This window comes from Mucilaginibacter sp. UR6-1 (genome assembly GCF_020880975.1).
Taxonomy (GTDB): Bacteria; Bacteroidota; Bacteroidia; order Sphingobacteriales; family Sphingobacteriaceae; genus Mucilaginibacter.
The window spans coordinates 21,812-40,193 of sequence record NZ_JAJIWP010000001.1 but is presented as its reverse complement, the minus strand read 5'-3'; the positions used below and the strand labels follow the sequence as shown (position 1 = coordinate 40,193).

Here is an 18,382-nt window from a genome sequence, read left to right as displayed (position 1 = left end):
ACAGCTACAAATACTATATTTAGCCTTGTACCACGAGCCTAACTCACAATGAAAAAAATCTTCCTGTTAATATTTTTTCTGCTGACACTTAACGGTTTTGCACAGCAAAAACTTACCAAAAGCATCCGGAACAGCCGCTACACCTATTTCTATAAAATAAGCGATGATGACCTGCTGAACCTTTACCTGCATCCCGAAAAAAAGCCGACGGATGATGTGTTGAAGCAAAAAGTGGATTCTGTTTTAACAAAGTACGCATTTCGGTACCAGCCAAAACTCACCCCGGGTAACTATGTAAAGGTGTATGCAAATGAAAATAGCTTGATGTTTGACCTGATTGAAAACCGGACAGCATCAATGCAGTTAATAACGCAGAACAAGCATATTGAATTTTTGCTTACCGGCCGGGATGGCACCATTGTAACTGATGCCATTGTTACCAATAATGGTAAAAATGTTGGGTATGATAAGAATAACGGCTTTTACACATTCAGCCCTGCAAGGCAGAATATAGTAAAAGTAACGTACAAAGGGGTATCAAATTTTTTCAGGCTTGGTAAAACTCAGCCTAAAAAACCATTTTTTTTATCACGATGGTTTAAAAAGTTATTTGCTAAAAAGCCTGAGCAAAACTACTACAGGTATAATGATCAAGCTAATTATCCCGGTTTTGTGGTGCTTAATAAGCCCAAATACAAACCCAGGGATACTGTGAGGATAAAGGCTTTTATTGCGGACATTAAAACCAATAAACCACTAAAAAATAAGCAGGTACTGGTGCGCCTCTCTGATGAATATGGCAATAACGATTTTAAAACCCTGGCTACCATCAACAGCTATCGCCCGGGGATGTACGAGTATAGTTTTGTACTGACGGATAGCCTCGACCTTGATCTGGATGATACCTATCGCGTTATACTGACTGACACCAAAAAGCTGCAAAAGAAAAACAACAACAAAAATGATGATGATGACGATGATGAAGAGGAGGAAGATTTAGAAGATAGCGAAAAGAACTACCTGCAGCTTGTAAGCAGCAAATTTGAGTACGAGGAGTATGAACTTAAAGCCATTAATTTTAATATTCGTACCGATAAGGACAGCCACCAAACCGGAGACACGCTGAACGTTTACCTCAAGGCAACGGACGAGAACGGACTGCCGGTACCCGACGGACGCGTTGATCTGTTAGTGAAAACCAATTACGTTAATAATTACAAAGCCAGCCATGTATTTGTGCCCGATAGTTTATGGACGCATACCGTACAGCTTGATCCGCTGGGTGAAACCAAGGTTACCCTGCCCGATTCTATTTTTCCGAAGGCAAGTTTTTCATATCAAATACAGGCCGACTTTTTAAATTTATCTAATGAGCATCGTAACCAATGGAAATATATTGAATACAAAGCCAACAATTACCGGATAAATACTAAAATCAGTGGCGACACATTGAAAATTGATAGCTACATCCGTGGTAAAAAACAACCGTTAAAAGCCATGTTGTACGCTATCAGCAATAATGATACACTAAACAAGCAAACCCTCACATTGCCTGCACAAGTGCTCATCAACCCTAACGTGAGCAATTACAGTATTGTGGCCGACAGCGCACATGCGGAATTTAATCTTAGCAGCGAAGATAGCGGCGTAAGCATTACCGGCGAGCGTACGGCCGAATCGGCAAAAGTGAACGTAAAAAGCAAACGAAAACTACATTTTTGGTACAGCATCTACCTGGATAATAAACTGATTGAGCGTGGCGAAGCCGATTCACTTAATTATAATAAACGGATCAGATCAAAGGGCAACATTACAGTTTTTGCCTACTATATGTGGGCCGGCAGGTTACGGAATTACAGCCAAACATACGCCAATTATGACGGTTCCATAAAAATTAATGTACAGCAGCCCATGACCATTTATCCCGGCCAAAAGGTAACTACTGAGCTTACCGTTACCGATAATGACGGGAAACCTGTTGCCGATGCGGATATAACCGCGTGGTCGCTCACCTCCAAATTCGAAGGCTACAACGCGCCGTCGGTACCTTACTTTGGCACATTTGGCAAGGTACCCAATATGAATATACTGTACAGTAATCTGCCTTTAAACAACAGCCAGAACATACTGCTTAACTGGAAACGCTGGAGCCGCGACATGGGGTTGGATAGTATTGAATATTATAAGTTTACCCATCCTGATACCATTTACACCATAACCGAGCACGTACCTGACACTATTACCCAAATAGCACCTTTTGTAGTACACAAAGGCGACATTATACCCGTACATATTGTGTACATAGATAATATACCGGTGTATTTTTCGCAAACGCAGGATCTGAGCCGGTACAGTTTCAGGGTTGATTCGGGCATGCACGACATCAGGATGCGAACCAGCAAAATGGAGATCGAAGTGAAGGATGTGATTATAGCGCACCATAAAAAAACCATATTCAGCATCAACGCCGACTCAACGCTTAAACGCTTTGATATCAGCATCAAAAAAGCGCCTGACACTTTAACCAATGATGAAAAAAGAACGCTGAACAATCATCTCATCAGTATTGAAAATACCTTTAAAATGCAAATGGCAACACTGCAACAAGGCGAGCGTTTATACTTACTAAATGCTGCAATTGCCGGGTCTGACAGGCAAAGTATATTAACCGGTCCGGTAGCGCCAAACCTGGGTACATATAGTTTAAAAGGAGGTATAGAACAAAACTTTATTGCCGAAACCGGGTATAATTATACCTTTTTACCCGGCCTGTTAAAGCAAAAAAGCTTTGATGGCTATCCGTTTAACAAACAACTAAACTATGGTAAACCTGTAACCGACTATACCCAGCTTGCCATAACCCCTGCCGCCGCTGATACGTTATGGCAAAACTATCTTGACAGACGAAGCCAAAATTCAGACCTGTTTCAAAATAATTATATATGGGGTACCAACACAGGCAGACTGACCATCAGATTACAGGCCGAGGATAAACACTTTGTTAAAAATATCCTGATATACAAAAATAACGACACCGAATTTTTACAGATATACCGTGGTGCTGAAAGAAATTTCGGCAACCTGGAGGCAGGTAAATATAGGTTGATGTTTTTATTGAAAGATGATGAGTATGCTATACAGGAAAACATCATTATAAAACCCAATGGCAGTAACTATTATAATATAGCGATGAAACCTCACGCACGCGATTCGGTAAGTATAAAAATTAACCGGGTAATACAGCAGCGCAATGATATGTATGACTATGGCGATAGAAACATTAACAATGACAAACTCACTATAAAGGAATCATTTAACGAAAAGTACCTCGACAACAGCGGGTTTACTAAAGTAGTAACAGGTACGGTGTTATCCGCTGATGATAAACTGCCGATACCGGGCGTAAGTGTAGTAGTAAAGGGCACAAAGTATGGCACCCAAACCGATGCAAAAGGTAACTTTAAACTTAAAGTACCTGAAACAGGTAAAATTTTGGTAGCTTTTGTTGGTTATGTAACGGAAGAGTTTACCATAAAGCCGGGTGACAACTATGTTATAACGTTAAATGCAAGCTCAAGCCAGTTAAATGAAGTTGTAGTTGTGGGTTATGGTACACGTAGCAAAAAAGAATTATCGGCATCCATGGTGTCTGATGTTAGGCAGGAGGTTTCTGCTGCGCTTGCGGGGCGGGTAGCAGGAGTTTCTGTTGCAAATAGCGAGGCTAATGTAATAATCAGAGGAATGTCATCACCTAATATTGAAAAGCGCCCAATTGTGGTAGTTGATGGCAACGTGATTACCGAGGCTGAGTTTAAGAGCATGAACCCGGATGATATTGGCAATATTGATGTATTAAAAGATGCAGCAGCCACAGCTTTGTATGGCGCACGTGCTGCCAATGGCGTTATTATCATTACTACAAAAAAGAAACAGGCTGCTGATGAGGCGGAAGCTAACCTGGTTGCCCAAAACGGCGGCAACTCACTGCGCAAAAACTTTAACGATTATGCCTACTGGCAACCCCGTTTAACTACTGATGCCAACGGCAAGGCCAGGTTCACCACTGCTTTTCCGGATGATATTACCAACTGGCGTACCTTTTTTATCGGCATAAGCAATAAAATGGAAACGGCCATTACTGAGGGTAATATAAAGGCTTACAAACCGGTAAGCGCCGCAATGATAGCGCCGCAGTTTGCCGTTGAGGGCGACAAGATGAGCATAATTGGCAAGGTAATGAACTACAACTCCACCCCTGTTAAGCTGCAACGTACTTTCATTTACAACGGTACCCCGCAAAAGCAGGACTCGCTGAGTGTAAGTAATTCAAAGATAGATACGCTGGCCATTACCGCTGCAGCTACCGACAGCCTTACGTTTGAGTACGCCATAAAACGTAATAACGGTTACAGCGATGGCGAGCAACGCAAAATACCCGTTGTAAAACAAGGCGTGCAGGAAACCAAAGGTCTGTTTGAAGTATTGCGCCAGGATACCACTATGAGCATCAAATTTGAAGCCGCCCTCGGCAAGGTAACCTTCAGGGCCGAAGCATCGGCTTTGCCCGCACTGATCGAGGAGACTGACAAACTGCGCGAATACCGTTACCTGTGTAACGAGCAGTTAGCCTCAAAATTAAAAGGCCTTATTAGCGAAAAACGCATAAAAGGTTATTTAAAGCAACCATTTGCGCACGAGAAGAATATAATCGACATCATTAAAAAACTGAACGAGAACCGTAAAGGCAGCGGCCTGTGGGGTTGGTGGAAAGAGAGCGATGAAGAAATTTGGATAAGCAGGCATGTTATTGAGGCATTGCTTGATGCGCAAAAAGAAGGCTATGCCACAAACTTTGATAAACAAAAGATAACCCAATACCTGATATATCAGCTTGAGCGATATAATGGTTATGATAAAATTAATGCCATTGAGCTACTACTTAAACTGGAAGCCAAGGCCGACTATAAAAAATATATTGCCGCCGCACAAAAGGAGCAATCAGCATTAAAATATCCATCCGTATACAATAAATACCGCTTAATGCTGATACAGCAAAAGGCCGGTTTAACGGCAAACATTGATGATTTGCTAAGCAGCAAAAAAAGCACCATGTTCGGCAACATCTATTGGGGCGAAAACAACAGTTACCGTTTTTTTGACAACTCGGTACAATTAAGTGTTTTGGCCTACCAGATAATAAAAAATTCAGGAAAGCAATCCCAATTGCTTGACAGGATAACAGGCTACCTGCTTGAGCAGCGACGCGAAGGTGGCTGGCGCAATACCTACGAATCATCATTAATACTGGAAACCATTTTACCCGACCTGATGAAAGGCCGGGACGGGCTTACACAACCGCAGCTAATTTTAACCGGCGGTAAGAACGAAACAGTGACCACCTTCCCCTACTCGGCTACGTTTGACAGCCAAACGCTTGGCATCAGCAAAAAGGGTACGCTGCCTGTTTATATTACCGGTTACCAGCAGTATTGGAACAGCAAGCCCGAAAAAATAAGTAAGGATTTTACCGTAAACACCTGGTTTGAAAACAATGGCGACAAAACCATGCGCTTAAAAGGAGGCAAAAAGGTAAAGCTAATTGCCGATGTTACCGCACGTGCTGATGGCGAATTTGTAATGATAGAGATTCCGATCCCGGCGGGATGCTCATATGAAAGCAAGGAGCAATCGTGGCGTAATAACGAGATACACCGCGAATACTTTAAAGAAAAGGTGAGCATTTTTTGCCGCAAGCTTAAACAGGGGCAGTATAAATTTGAGGTTGAACTGATGCCCCGCTATGATGGGGAATACACCCTTAACCCGGCCAAGGCCGAGCTGATGTATTTCCCTGTATTTTATGGCCGCGAGGGCCTCAAAAAAGTAAGCATCGGCGGTAATTAAAACCGCAGGTGCTTAACGGTAAGCCCGTTGTTGATGAGTTGCTTTAATGATTCGATACCTACTTTAAGGTGTGTTTCTACATACCCTTCGGTAACTTTCGAGTCGCTTTCGCTGGTTTTTACACCTTCGGGGATCATCGGCTGGTCTGACACTAACAGCAAGGCGCCGGTTGGTATTTTGTTGGCGAAACCGGTAACAAATACAGTAGCGGTTTCCATATCAACGGCCATGGCACGCAGTTTTTTAAGGTAAAGCTTAAATTCCTTGTCATGCTCCCAAACGCGGCGGTTGGTGGTGTAGCAGGTGCCTGTCCAGTAATCAAGCGACATTTCGCGCATGGTGGTTGAGATAGCCTTTTGCAGCGCGAACGATGGCAGTGCAGGCACTTCGGCAGGCAGATAATCATTAGAGGTACCTTCACCCCTTATGGCCGCGATGGGCAATATCATATCGCCTACATTGTTCTTCTTTTTAAGGCCACCGCATTTACCTAAAAATATTACGGCTTTAGGTTTAATGGCAGTAAGCAGGTCCATCACCGTTGCAGCAACCGAACTGCCCATACCAAAGTTAATAATGGTAATATTACCGGCGGTAACGCTTTGCATAGGCTTATCCAGCCCCATCACGGGCGCGTCATCATTCCATTGCGAAAACAATTGTATATACTTTGAAAAATTGGTGAGGATAATGTACTGCCCAAACTGATCTAACGGGCGGCCGGTGTATCGCGGCAACCAGTTAGCTACAATAGCTTCCTTGGTTTTTAAACCACGGCGTACCGGGCTTTGTACTTCCTTTACCTTTTTAGCATTGGCTACAATGTCTTCATCTTTTTTTACTACGGTTTCTTCATTCATATATTTCTCCTTTGTTAATTACTTATTTGATTGCACCGATTTATATTTGATTGCACCGATACCAAACCTCCGGATACAACAAACCCCGGCGTTTCACCAGGGTTTGTGTTTTATTATCAATAAAGATAGCGCTTGCGCTATTGGGTTATTGTTAAGCTACTTTTAACTTTTTGAGGTCTGATTTTTCAAACTTCTCACGGGCATAATCCAATGTTACGGTCAGTTCCTTAACATCCTTACGGGATGGAAATTCAAACATCGCGTCTATCATTATCGCTTCGCAAATGGAACGAAGCCCCCTGGCTCCTAACTTAAATTCCATTGCTTTATCAACTACAAAATCAAGCACATCCTCTTCAAACCCAAGCTTTACACCTTCGTACTCAAACAACTTTTTATATTGTTTAAGCAGCGAGTTTTTAGGCTCGGTAAGTATGTTATGCAGGGCATCACGGTCAAGCGGGTTAAGGTAAGTTAACACCGGCAAACGGCCGATAAGCTCGGGTATCAACCCGAATGATTTAAGATCCTGCGGAGTAATGTATTTGTACAGGTTTTTAAGATCAACCTCGCTATCATCGCTGTTAAACTTGTAGCCTACTGTTTGTGTGCGCAAACGGCCGGCTATTTTGCGTTCGATGCCATCAAAAGCGCCGCCGCATATAAACAGAATGTTGCTGGTATTAACGGTGATCATTTTTTGATCCGGATGTTTACGGCCGCCTTGCGGTGGTACGTTAACCAGGGTACCTTCAAGTATCTTTAATAATGCCTGTTGCACACCTTCGCCTGATACATCGCGGGTGATTGACGCGTTATCGCTTTTGCGGGCAATCTTATCAACCTCATCAATATAAACAATACCACGTTCGGCAGCGGTTACGTCATAATCAGCAGCCTGCAGCAAACGGGTAAGTATGCTTTCCACATCCTCGCCCACATAACCAGCTTCGGTTAGTACGGTGGCATCGCATATACAAAAAGGTACATTCAATACCTTAGCCAGGGTTTTGGCTAACAAGGTTTTACCGGTACCGGTTTCGCCCACCATTATGATGTTTGATTTTTCGATCTCGATCTCATCCTTATCAACACGCTGGTTAAGGCGCTTGTAGTGATTATATACCGCTACTGAAAGTATTTTTTTGGCATCATCCTGACCGATGATATATTGGTCAAGATGTGTTTTGATCTCGCCTGGTTTTAAAACAGATGGCGTTGATGGCGACGATTTAACTTTACGAACCTTTAATTCTTCGGCTAATATCTCGTTGGCCTGGTTAACGCACTTATCGCATATATGCGCATCTAAACCTGCTATCAGCATCAGGCTATCCTGCTTACCTGCACCACAAAACGAACACCTGATCTCCTTGCTGTTTTTAGTCATTGCTTTTGCTTTGAGTAAATTAGACAAAATTACCTAAAAATTCCGTCATTTACAATAGTATACGCCCCATTGCGGTTTTGGTTTTAGCAACGGGGCGTTTTTAATATTATTTTTTAGGGTTGTTACCTCTTAAAATTTCATCAACCATACCAAATTCTTTCGCTTCTTCGGCAATCATCCAGTGGTCACGGTCTGATGCATCCCAAACTTTTTCAAATGACGCTCCGCTATGATCGGCAATGATCTGGTACAGCTCCTTTTTTAGTTTGGTGATCTCATGGTAAGTGATCTCAATGTCAGATTGCTGACCTTGCGCACCGCCTGACGGCTGGTGGATCATCACCCTTGAGTGTGGTAACGCGGCACGTTTACCTTTGGTACCGGCACATAATAATACCGCGCCCATTGAGGCGGCCATACCTGTACAAATGGTTGCTACATCATTTGAGATGAACTGCATGGTATCATAAATACCCAAACCCGCGTATACCGATCCACCCGGTGAGTTGATATAGATCTGGATATCGCGTTTACTGTCTGCCGATTGCAGGAACAGCAATTGCGCCTGTATAATGTTAGCTATGCTGTCATAAATAGCATCACCTAAAAAGATGATACGGTCCATCATCAGGCGCGAAAAAACGTCCATCTGGGCAACGTTCAACTGGCGCTCCTCGATGATGTATGGCGTCATGCCCATTGGCAGGTTCGCCCTGTCAACGTTTGAAATAAATTTATCTACGTGTAAGCTGTTGATGCGGTGGTGCTTTACAGCATATTTTCTGAACTCATTTCTGTCGATATTACTGCTCATTGTATTTATTGTGTTTTAGATTGGGCGTTGTTGCCCGTGTTAAATATATACTTTTTACTTGAATACTATTTTGCGTTTAAGGTTTTCAAAAAGTAAAAATATTTGGTGTAACTCACCCTGTCATCGCTGCGCCCGACTTCCCTCTCTGCTGCGCAAAGAGGGAGAGGATAGGCAAGTTCAATTTCTCGGAATACTAAACCTCTAACCACTTACCGCGAAATCAGCCCATACCCTTTAAACGCCAAAAGCAACCTTGTTCAAGTTGCTTTTGGTGAATTTTATATGGAAAGCTTTTCGCTTAGTTTGCCAGCTTGGTAAACTCGTTGTAAGCGATGTCTTTTTTATCAAGAGTGATAACGCTTTTAATGTAATCAAATACTTTAAGCGCTTTTACTTCTTCAAAAATACGGTTAGCATTCTCTTTGTTTTGCAGGTATTGCACGGTGTACTGGCCTAATTGCTCCTCTGTTAAAGGCTGCGGGCTGTACATCCTGAACTGGGCATCCAAACGTTGTTTAGCAGCCTCGAAAACCTCTTCGTATTTTATCTCGATGTTGTTCTCAACAATGATCTTGTTAGCTATCAGCGTCCATTTAAGGTTTTTAGCAAACTCGGCATAACCTTCGGCAAGTTCCTCGTCGCTCAGTTTCTCATTGGTAACTTTTAACCAACGTTTCAAAAACTCGTCAGGCAGCGGAAAATCAACTTTACCGGTAGCATAGTTGTATATCTCGTCCTGCAACTTACGGTCGCTGTCCTGCTGCATCATGGTTTCAAGCTCTTCAGTAATCTTAGCCTTGAACTCCTCTTCGGTAGTTACAGTACCTTCACCAAATAATTTATCAAAGAACTCCTGGTTCAGATCGCTTTCCTCTAAACGGTTAACATTTTTAACTGTCAGGCGGAAGTTTGATTTAAGGTCGGCAGCGGTTTCCTCGTCTATTTTTAACAGACCGGCAATTTTAGCTGCGTCGTTATCATATGCTTTCTGAATATCAAATTCAACGGTATCATCCTTTTTTAAACCAATCAATGAAGTTTTGATGGCTTCATCTTTAACCTGATCTAAACGAACCGATACAGTTTCGTTAATGCCACCTTCAAAAACAGAGCCATCCGGTGAAAGCTGCTCTAATTGCGAATAAAGCACATCATCATCTGCCGATACGTCAGGATTTGTCATTTTGCCATAGCTGCGACGGATGTTTTTGGTACGTGATGCCAGTGTTTCGTCGTCAACTTTAATAACGTATTGCGTAAGCTTATCTTTTGAGGTGAACTCCAGATCAAATTCAGGGGCTAAGCCTATTTCGTAGTTAAACTCAAAAGTGTCGGCAAAATCCCAGTTATATTCTTTTTCATCATCAACCTTTGGCAGCGGCTGACCTAATATGTTAAGCTTTTGCTCGTCAATATAGTTATTCAGTGTATCTGATAACAGGTTGTTGATCTCATCAACCAAAATACTTTTGCCATACATTTTTTTAATGTGGCCGGCAGGTACCATACCCGGACGGAAACCCGGAAGCTTGGCTTTTTTAGCGTGGTCTTTAATGGCTTTGTCAACACGCGGAGAGTAATCTTCCGGTGCAAGGTTAATTTTAAGAACGGTGTTCAGGTTATCAACTTTTTCCTGTGTAATATTCATCTTCTGCGAATGTTTAATTATTAACAGGTACGGGTGCGCCGTACCTGATTTTGAGGCGCAAAAGTATGAATTTTATTTTAATTTATTTACTTGCATCAGCGTTGGGCTGAAATTTTACTACAGGGTTTAGTACCGGCTTAATGGTTTTAAGGTAAGCGTACATGGCCTCAAGGTCGGCGGTTTTCATGCTGCCATACTTCCACCAGGGCATAATGGTTTGAAATTCGCCGGGTTTTACGGCAGATGGCGGTATATTGCCATTAGCAAACTGACGGAAACGGGCCACAAACTGCTCTTTCGTCCAGCCGCCTATACCGCTTTCCTTATCGGGGGTTATATTTGAAGATTTTAGTGTAGCGCCGGGCAGGTTAAATACCCGGCCGCCTGCAAACTCAAGCCCGGCTATAACAACGCCTTTTTCATCCTGGCTGTGGCAATCGCGGCAGGCAGCGGTTTGCACCAGGTATTCGCCATATTTAAGTGTATCGCTCCCGGGCGGGCGCTTGCCCAGTGTAGCAGGCTGCGGCATGGTGTTCACTATAAAATTCAACGGAAAATCAAGTTTATGCGCCGGATAGTTTTTGCCTTCGGATTTCAGGGTACGCAGGTAGGCTATAATGTCATACACATCCTCCCTGTCCATTTTTGAGTAATACTGCCACGGCATTATCGGGAATATGGCAGAGCCGTCCTTTTTTACACCGGTAGTAATGGCCCGAAATATCTCGCCGTCTGTCCAGTTCTTCAAATTAAGCGGGGTAATGTTGGGCACATACACCAGCCCCGGAAAGCCTATGTTTTGATCAAACTTATCGCCACCGGCACCTATGTGGGTGGTATCAATCGGCCCGGCAAACTTACTGAAATCGCGGGCGGAGTGACAGTCAACGCAAACGGCAACATGGTTGGCCAGGTATTTACCGCGCTCAATACGCTGCGGTGTAAGTTCAACAGTAATTTTTTCAGGATCGCCAACATCGGGCAGCGCGAATTTGACATAAGATAGCCCCGAAACTGCTATTACAATAACTAAAATAAGGATAATGGCTATCCATTTGATTAACTTTTTCATTGTGTGGTTTGGTTGTGATTGTTTTGTATTCAGGTTTAGACGCAAACAATGTTGTAAATGCTACAAGTTATGTTAAAAAAATGTGAACCAACACTTTACCTCATAAAAAAAGCCTGCCGATGGGCAAGCTTTTAAATTTTTTTTGTTTGACTGTTAGTCTATCTTTTTAATTGTTGACGATCCTGTTTCTTTCTTTTCAACAGTGCTTGGATTGCCACGATATTCAACCGATGATGCGCCGGTAGTTTTAACTATTAAAGATTTTAGCACATTTATTTTATAATCTCCGGCACCTGTTGTTTCAATATTGTAATTGCCTACCACAAAATCAAGCGCGCTTACTTTGCTGCTGCCTTTAAGGTTTACGGTATTTGATGCCGCCTGTCCTTTCAATTTTATCTCGGTAGCGCCACTGCCCTCCGTACGTACATTAGCCGCGCTCAGGTCAAGGTCAGTACGTCCCGCACCGGAAAGATCAATACTAAAGTCCTTTACATTAAGCTTGCCTTCGCTGTTAAATGTTATTGCTCCCGAGCCTTTAACCTCTTCAAGGTTTTTGACGCCTATGGTTAATACAGCATCAGTACTTGGGCATATATTTTTCTTGGTAGTTATAGTTAATTTACCGCCGCTAACTTCGGTTTCAATAAACTCAAGCAGGTTGTCATCAATACTCAGGTTCAAATTGAGCGAGCTATCCTGCTTTAAAACAATTTTAAAACCTCCGCTTACATTAATTTTAGTAAAATCGGCAACCTTTCGATTATCGGTTATTATGGTACCTGAACCTTTTTTACATTTCATTTTGCATGATGAAAATGATAATGTTGCCACTGCGGCAATAATGAGGGTGTATACTATAGTTTTCATGATCTCGGGTTAGTTGTATTTGGTTTTTTGACGTTGATTACTGCCGTGAAGTTACACTTTAAATTAGAAAAGCCATCAATTTGTGTGCTGATGGCTTTTCGCAGAATATATGATGGACTTTTGCAAAAGTGATACTTAGAGCGCGGCCAGCTCATTTTTAGCGGCGGCATATTTATCGGCGCTTTTTGCTACCTGTGCTTTGCCCATGGCTACCAGTTTACCATAGTTTACACTGGTTGAGCGGCCGTAGTTTAAAGCATAATCGGTTACGTTACCGGTAAGGTCAGCCTTGGCATTATCATTTACCTTGATGTTAGCGCTGTACGATTCGATGTTCAATTGCGCTGCAGCATTGTTGTTTAACGTAACATTAAGATCGATAGCTGACAGGGTACCGAATGTTTTAACAGTAGCGTTATCATAAGCTGAGATTGAGCGAAGATCATTAGCTGATACCCATATTACCAGTTTTTTGGCTGAGTATGATGAGATGCGCAATACGCCGTTGTTGTTTTGTACCAGGGCGCTTTCGGTATAGTAGCGGTTGTAAACCTTTACACGATCGTTAACACTGTTTGATACATACAGTTCAACATTTCCGCGAACTTCAATTTTGCTGATGCTTTTAACGTCGTTTAATACGGTTGCGTTACTGTCGTTAAATTTTTCGGCTTTTGCTGAGGTTACTGAACCGAAAGCTAATGAACAGATAGTGGCGATGGTGATTATGGTAGTTTTCATGACTATAATATTTTGATAGTGAATTAATTATTTATGTTTTTAAATACATCAATAAGACACTCCTACCCACCCGAACGTTACAGCCGATCAGCCTCAAATAGGCGTAAACGGGTTAAACATCGGTGAATGGCCAAAATGTATCGGTGAAAACCAATGGTGTATAAGGTACACTTACTGTATTTAGATAATAAAACAGGGATATTACAGCTAACAGGCGCGCATTTTATTATGCACACATAGCATTTGTAACATTTTTATTACGGGCGTAATTTTTTAATTGTTGAGTCCGTCTTTGGAGTAACTCAACCGATGGTCAGTTACTAACCGAGGGGGCATTACTTACAACTCCTGTATTCGGCAAATAATCAACAGGCAGCAAATCGCCTACTCGTTGCTTTTCCCAATATCCCTCCATGCGTAAACTCATAGGGTTTACAACCATTCCGTTCCTGTCAAAAAAAACGGTTTCAGTAGGCGTTATCACGCTGGCCATTTGTCCCATTTCTGCTGTAGGTGTAAACGTTTTTTCAGTAGAAAAGGCACCGACCCTGTTTTTTGAAACTACCAGGGCGGGTACCTTTTTTGTATAAGTTACATACAAAGAGTTGGTATAATCGCAGGTATCGCATTTATACTCGTACATGTCGCTCATACCCGGTACTTTAACATATTTCCAGATCTTTAAATAATTAGTATTATCTATTTTAAGGGCATATAATCCACTCTGATCAGTTAACTGTACCACATCCTGAGCCTTTAAACGGGTGGTATCCATTACCTGTATGCGGCGTGGTATCCTTTGCATCCTGAGCCAGTAACTCATTGAATCTCTTGCACTGCCGCTTCTTCTTTCACTATAGTACCTGATGTTGGCCATAATTAAACTATCAGGCAGACGACGGGGATTAATGGTTCTGGTCATGGTCAGTACCAGGAAACCCGGCTCACCGGCACGATTTATATTGTTCCCTAATAGCGCCCTGAAAAAATGCTGCGGCGAACCATTATAAGCCTCAAGCCTGTTAACATACCACTCACTACGTTCCTTCTCGGTACCTTTCATTTCCTCAAACAGCACATAGCCTACATAGTTAACCGTAGCCTTGGTTTCATTGCGCTCAAAATCTTCAACCAGGTACTTTACCCGGTAGCCCAGTAATTTGTTATCGATCACCATGAAATCAGACGTATAGCCGGTGAGATTACGCACTGCCTTATCATAACTTAACTCAATAACTTTTGGATTAATAATACGGCATTGCCTGCCAAATCTGGATGATCCCAGTATCTCGCGCTTAAATATTTCCAGGTATTTGTTATCAACACCTTTTGACCTGGTGATCTTAACTTCATTCAGTTCAAACTCACGCTCGGTAATAGTTATTGGCGGTACGGTTACATTGGCCTTTACTGTTACTGAAGCTTTTTGTGTTTTAAAACCAACTACTGAAATGATAAGGTCATACTGCCCTGCCTGCACATCCCGAATAATAAAATTCCCCTCCTTATCCGTTTTTGTACCATAGCTGGTATTATTAACAAATACGGTAGCGCTTTCAACCGGTTTTTTATCGGCAGCATTAAGCACCTTGCCTGCAATGGTAAATTGCGCGTAGGTAATAACTGAAAATAATAAAAAAGTAAACGTTAAAAGAGCCTTTTTCATTAAATGTAATATAGGTTTACAGTAAAAGATGATGATATAAACATACCCAATTATTCAATAGTGTAAAAGGCCCTCGGGTAATGGATGGCCTCTTTACACTATAATGTTACATTAATCACAATCCTGCGTACCAAATAAATAAGTCTCGGTATTGTTTACCGGCAGGTTGAGCATATCGCCGCCGCGACCCATTTGCCACCAAAAACGCAGGCGGGGCTTTTCGCGGTTACCTATCTCGTTCATCGAGTCGGCATCATATAGCCTTCCGTTCAGCATTACATATTTTATACTTTCGCTGTTGCTGATATCTTCCAGCGGATTTTCATCCAGTACTACCAGGTCGGCCAGTTTGCCAGCCTCCAGGGATCCGATCTCTTTATCCATACCCAGGTACGATGCGCCGTTGATGGTAGCGCACCTTAAAGCCTGCAACGGCGACATGCCGCCCTGTGCCAGCATCCACAGCTCCCAATGGGCGCCAATGCCCTGCATTTGCCCGTGCGCGCCCAGGTTAACCCTGGTGCCGCCATCAGCAATGTATTTAGTTGCTTTGGCTACATCAATATGCCCGTAATCGCCATACTCAGCAGTGGTACGCCTGCGTGAGCGCGCGTCAACCAATGATGGCGGCGTGAACGAAATCAGGCGGTCGTTCTTCCAAACTTCCGACCTATCGTACCAATAATTCTCGCCGAACTGTGTACCGTAGCTTACAATAAGCGTTGGCGTATAGCCCACCCTGGTAGCATTCCACAGGCTGCGCACATCCTTATAAACCGGGTAAACCGGGATGTTATGTTCAATACCGGTATGCCCGTCTATCACCTGCGTCATGTTGGTAAAAAACGTCGATCCACCCTCGGGTACCACTTCCATCTGCAACTCGCGGGCGGCTTCAATAATTTGCTGCCTTTGCTCGCGGCGTGGCTGGTTGTAGCTCTTAACCGAGAACGCGCCTACCGCCTTTAACCGGCGCAGGCTTGAACGCGCATCATCCAAACTATTTATAACAGCCTTAAAATCCCCATCGGCACCGTAAAGTATGGTACCTGTTGAGTACACCCTGGGCCCTACCATCAGGCCGGCGCGCAGCATTTCATTCTGGCTAAACACCATTTCGGTATTGCTTGACGGATCATGCGAGGTAGTTACGCCGAATGACAGGTTGGCATAATAGCTCCAATCCTGCTGCGGCGTTACCCCATCCGGGCTGGTATGCAGGTGGGCATGTACATCAACCAGGCCCGGAATGATGGTTTTACCCGTCATATCGTAAACTTTGGCATCGGCAGGCACCTGCACATCTGCCGATTTGCCCACGGCTGTAATTTTGTTATTTACCACAATGAGGTTACCCTGCGCTATCACCTCTTCGCCCTTCATGGTGATGATACGGGCATTGGTAAAGGCGATCTTTCCGGTCGGCGCATCACCTTTCAGCTTCAGGCCAATATCGGCAGTAGCATTGGTATCAATTGCCGGAGCTTTATCCGGGTTGGCATCATTATAAGGAAAAGCCGCTTTCAGATCGCGGGCATAGTATTTAGGGCCCAGCGTCCACATCAGCTTTTGGCTGTCCTTGCTCCAATGCAAGTACGTACCTGCATCGCGTGTTAACTTATTTAATGGCAATGCCCTGTTACCTGCTGATAGTTCCTGCGGGTTACCCGTTTGCGTCATGGGTGTTATATAGCAGTTATACAGTTCGGTAAAAGCCATCCACTTACCATCGGGGCTGGGGCTGAATTGCGTAGCGTAAGTTGAGGTATACAATGTATGCCTGTTGCCGCCAAACATATCCATCACCTTAAATGCCTTTTTACCATCCTCACTGCTCTGATAATATATTTTTTGATCATCAGGTGAAAACTGCGGGCGGATACCGTTATCAAGCACCAGCCTTGGCGTACCGCCTGCCGCGGCCATTACATAAATACCCGGGTTGGTACCAAAAGCGTATCCCAGATCCTGATTGCCCTCTCCCTTACGGAATACGATCACATCGCCCTTGTTATTAAACTTTGGTGAGTAATAAAAACCCTTATCAACCGTTAGGCGGGTAACCTGCTTGGTAACCAGGTCAATTTTATTGATGCCGCCCTTCAGCTCATCTGTCCAGCTTACATACACCAGCGTGCGGCCATCGGGGCTAAAGCTTGGCTCATACTCCATATCGGCGGTATTGGTTATGCGTTGCGGCTTGCCGTTAGGCAACTCTTTTATATAGATATGGCCCGCGGCGTTAAAAGCCACCAGTTTACCATCAGGAGAGGTGGTTAGCTGGCGTATCATCTTCACGGTAAATTCATCCTGAAATACCTTTTGCGTAAAGTGCAATGATTCGGATACGATCTGTTGTGATGTTACTTCAAAAGGCACCTGTACCGCGTTAAGCGTGGTTATATCAAGATTCCATATTTTGCCTTTGGCATAAAAAACAATATTCTTGCTATCGGGTGTAAAGCTAAAGTTGGGATAAACACCAAAAATGGCCCATGTTTCCTGCTGATCGTGCGAGAGGCTGTCATACACCGGCCACTCTTCACCAGTCTCGAGGTTACGTAGATACATTACCGATTTAAGGCGAACGCGCTTAACAAAAGCCATCAGCTTACCATCAGGCGATAGCTGCGGGCGGCAGGCACCACCGGCATCACCTGTAACGGTTTCAATATCGCCGGTTTGGCGGTTTAAACGTTTTATCGCATAAATACCAGGATAGGGATCTTTGTTATATTGAAAAAACGGGCCGGGTGTAACATCCTCACTCCAGTAAACATATTTACCATCCGGAGAGATAACCGGTTCGCCCGCATCCTGCTGATCATTTTTGCGCCGGGTTAATTGAACGCCATCACCCCCGGTACGGTAATACAGCCACATCTCACCCGCACCTAATGAGCGGCTTGCCGTAAAGTGCTTGCGAGCAACCAGGTAGTTACCATCCGGCGACCATGAAGCGTTATTCAATAACCTGAAATTTTCTTTGGTGATGGAGTGCTTGTTATTTCCATCACTGTTCATGATCCAGATGTTGTCTCCCCCTTCTTTATCGCTGGTGTAGGATATAAATTTACCATCCGGGCTAAAGCGCGGCTGTACCTCCCATGCCCTGCCACCTGCCAGTATGGTTGCGCGGCCGCCGGTTATTGGCATACTATAAATATCGCCCAATAGGTCAAAAACTATAGTTTTGCCGTCAGGACTAACGTCAACATTCATCCAGGTGCCCTCATCAGTAGTAATACTTACTTTTTTAGGCTGCCCTGATGTATTCTCAACGTTCCATTTTTGCGCGCTGGCACACAGGTTTAAGAGGATAAGCAGAACAAAGGGGTAAACTTTTTTCATAAGGTCAAATTATTACAGCCACGAATTTAATTATATTGAAACACTTTACAGTTTTTAGCTTTGCCA

The 18,382-nt window shown here is 43.5% G+C and carries 10 protein-coding genes; 1 reads left to right on the top strand and 9 read right to left on the bottom strand.

Features of this window, described 5'->3' with window-relative positions:
• Positions 1-48: 48 nt before the first annotated feature.
• On the top strand, positions 49-5,904 hold the full coding sequence (locus LJ707_RS00150; RefSeq protein ID WP_228948695.1) for a carboxypeptidase-like regulatory domain-containing protein: 5,856 nt from the start codon (positions 49-51) through the stop codon (positions 5,902-5,904).
• Here LJ707_RS00150 and LJ707_RS00145 read toward each other — a convergent pair.
• The 9 genes from LJ707_RS00145 to LJ707_RS00105 form a co-directional block, all read right to left on the bottom strand.
• Entirely contained in the window at positions 5,901-6,764 is an 864-nt protein-coding gene (locus tag LJ707_RS00145) for an AMP nucleosidase (protein ID WP_228948694.1), read from the bottom strand. The two genes, LJ707_RS00150 and LJ707_RS00145, sit on opposite strands and share 4 nt — an antisense overlap.
• A 151-nt stretch (positions 6,765-6,915) precedes the next feature.
• On the bottom strand, positions 6,916-8,154 hold the full coding sequence (clpX, locus tag LJ707_RS00140) for an ATP-dependent Clp protease ATP-binding subunit ClpX (protein WP_228948693.1): 1,239 nt from the start codon (positions 8,152-8,154) through the stop codon (positions 6,916-6,918).
• A gap of 106 nt (positions 8,155-8,260) precedes the next feature.
• Positions 8,261-8,968, bottom strand: coding sequence for an ATP-dependent Clp endopeptidase proteolytic subunit ClpP (gene clpP, locus LJ707_RS00135; protein ID WP_228948692.1), 708 nt, complete (start codon positions 8,966-8,968; stop codon positions 8,261-8,263).
• A gap of 298 nt (positions 8,969-9,266) precedes the next feature.
• Positions 9,267-10,616 carry a trigger factor gene (gene tig / locus LJ707_RS00130; protein ID WP_228948691.1) on the bottom strand — a complete coding sequence of 450 codons (1,350 nt, stop codon included), beginning with the start codon at positions 10,614-10,616 and terminating at the stop codon, positions 9,267-9,269.
• 82 nt (positions 10,617-10,698) lie between these two features.
• Entirely contained in the window at positions 10,699-11,688 is a 990-nt protein-coding gene (locus LJ707_RS00125; RefSeq protein ID WP_228948690.1) for a c-type cytochrome, read from the bottom strand.
• 153 nt (positions 11,689-11,841) lie between these two features.
• On the bottom strand, positions 11,842-12,558 hold the full coding sequence (locus LJ707_RS00120) for a head GIN domain-containing protein (RefSeq protein WP_228948689.1): 717 nt from the start codon (positions 12,556-12,558) through the stop codon (positions 11,842-11,844).
• A 135-nt stretch (positions 12,559-12,693) separates the two neighbouring features.
• Complete coding sequence (locus LJ707_RS00115) at positions 12,694-13,299, bottom strand: GIN domain-containing protein (RefSeq protein WP_228948688.1); 606 nt, start codon at positions 13,297-13,299, stop codon at positions 12,694-12,696.
• A 313-nt stretch (positions 13,300-13,612) separates the two neighbouring features.
• Positions 13,613-14,965, bottom strand: a complete 1,353-nt coding sequence (locus tag LJ707_RS00110) for a carboxypeptidase-like regulatory domain-containing protein (protein WP_228948687.1) — start codon at positions 14,963-14,965, stop codon at positions 13,613-13,615.
• 111 nt (positions 14,966-15,076) lie between these two features.
• Positions 15,077-18,316: an amidohydrolase family protein gene (locus LJ707_RS00105; RefSeq protein ID WP_228948686.1), complete on the bottom strand. Its 3,240-nt coding sequence runs from the start codon at positions 18,314-18,316 to the stop codon at positions 15,077-15,079.
• Positions 18,317-18,382 lie beyond the last annotated feature (66 nt).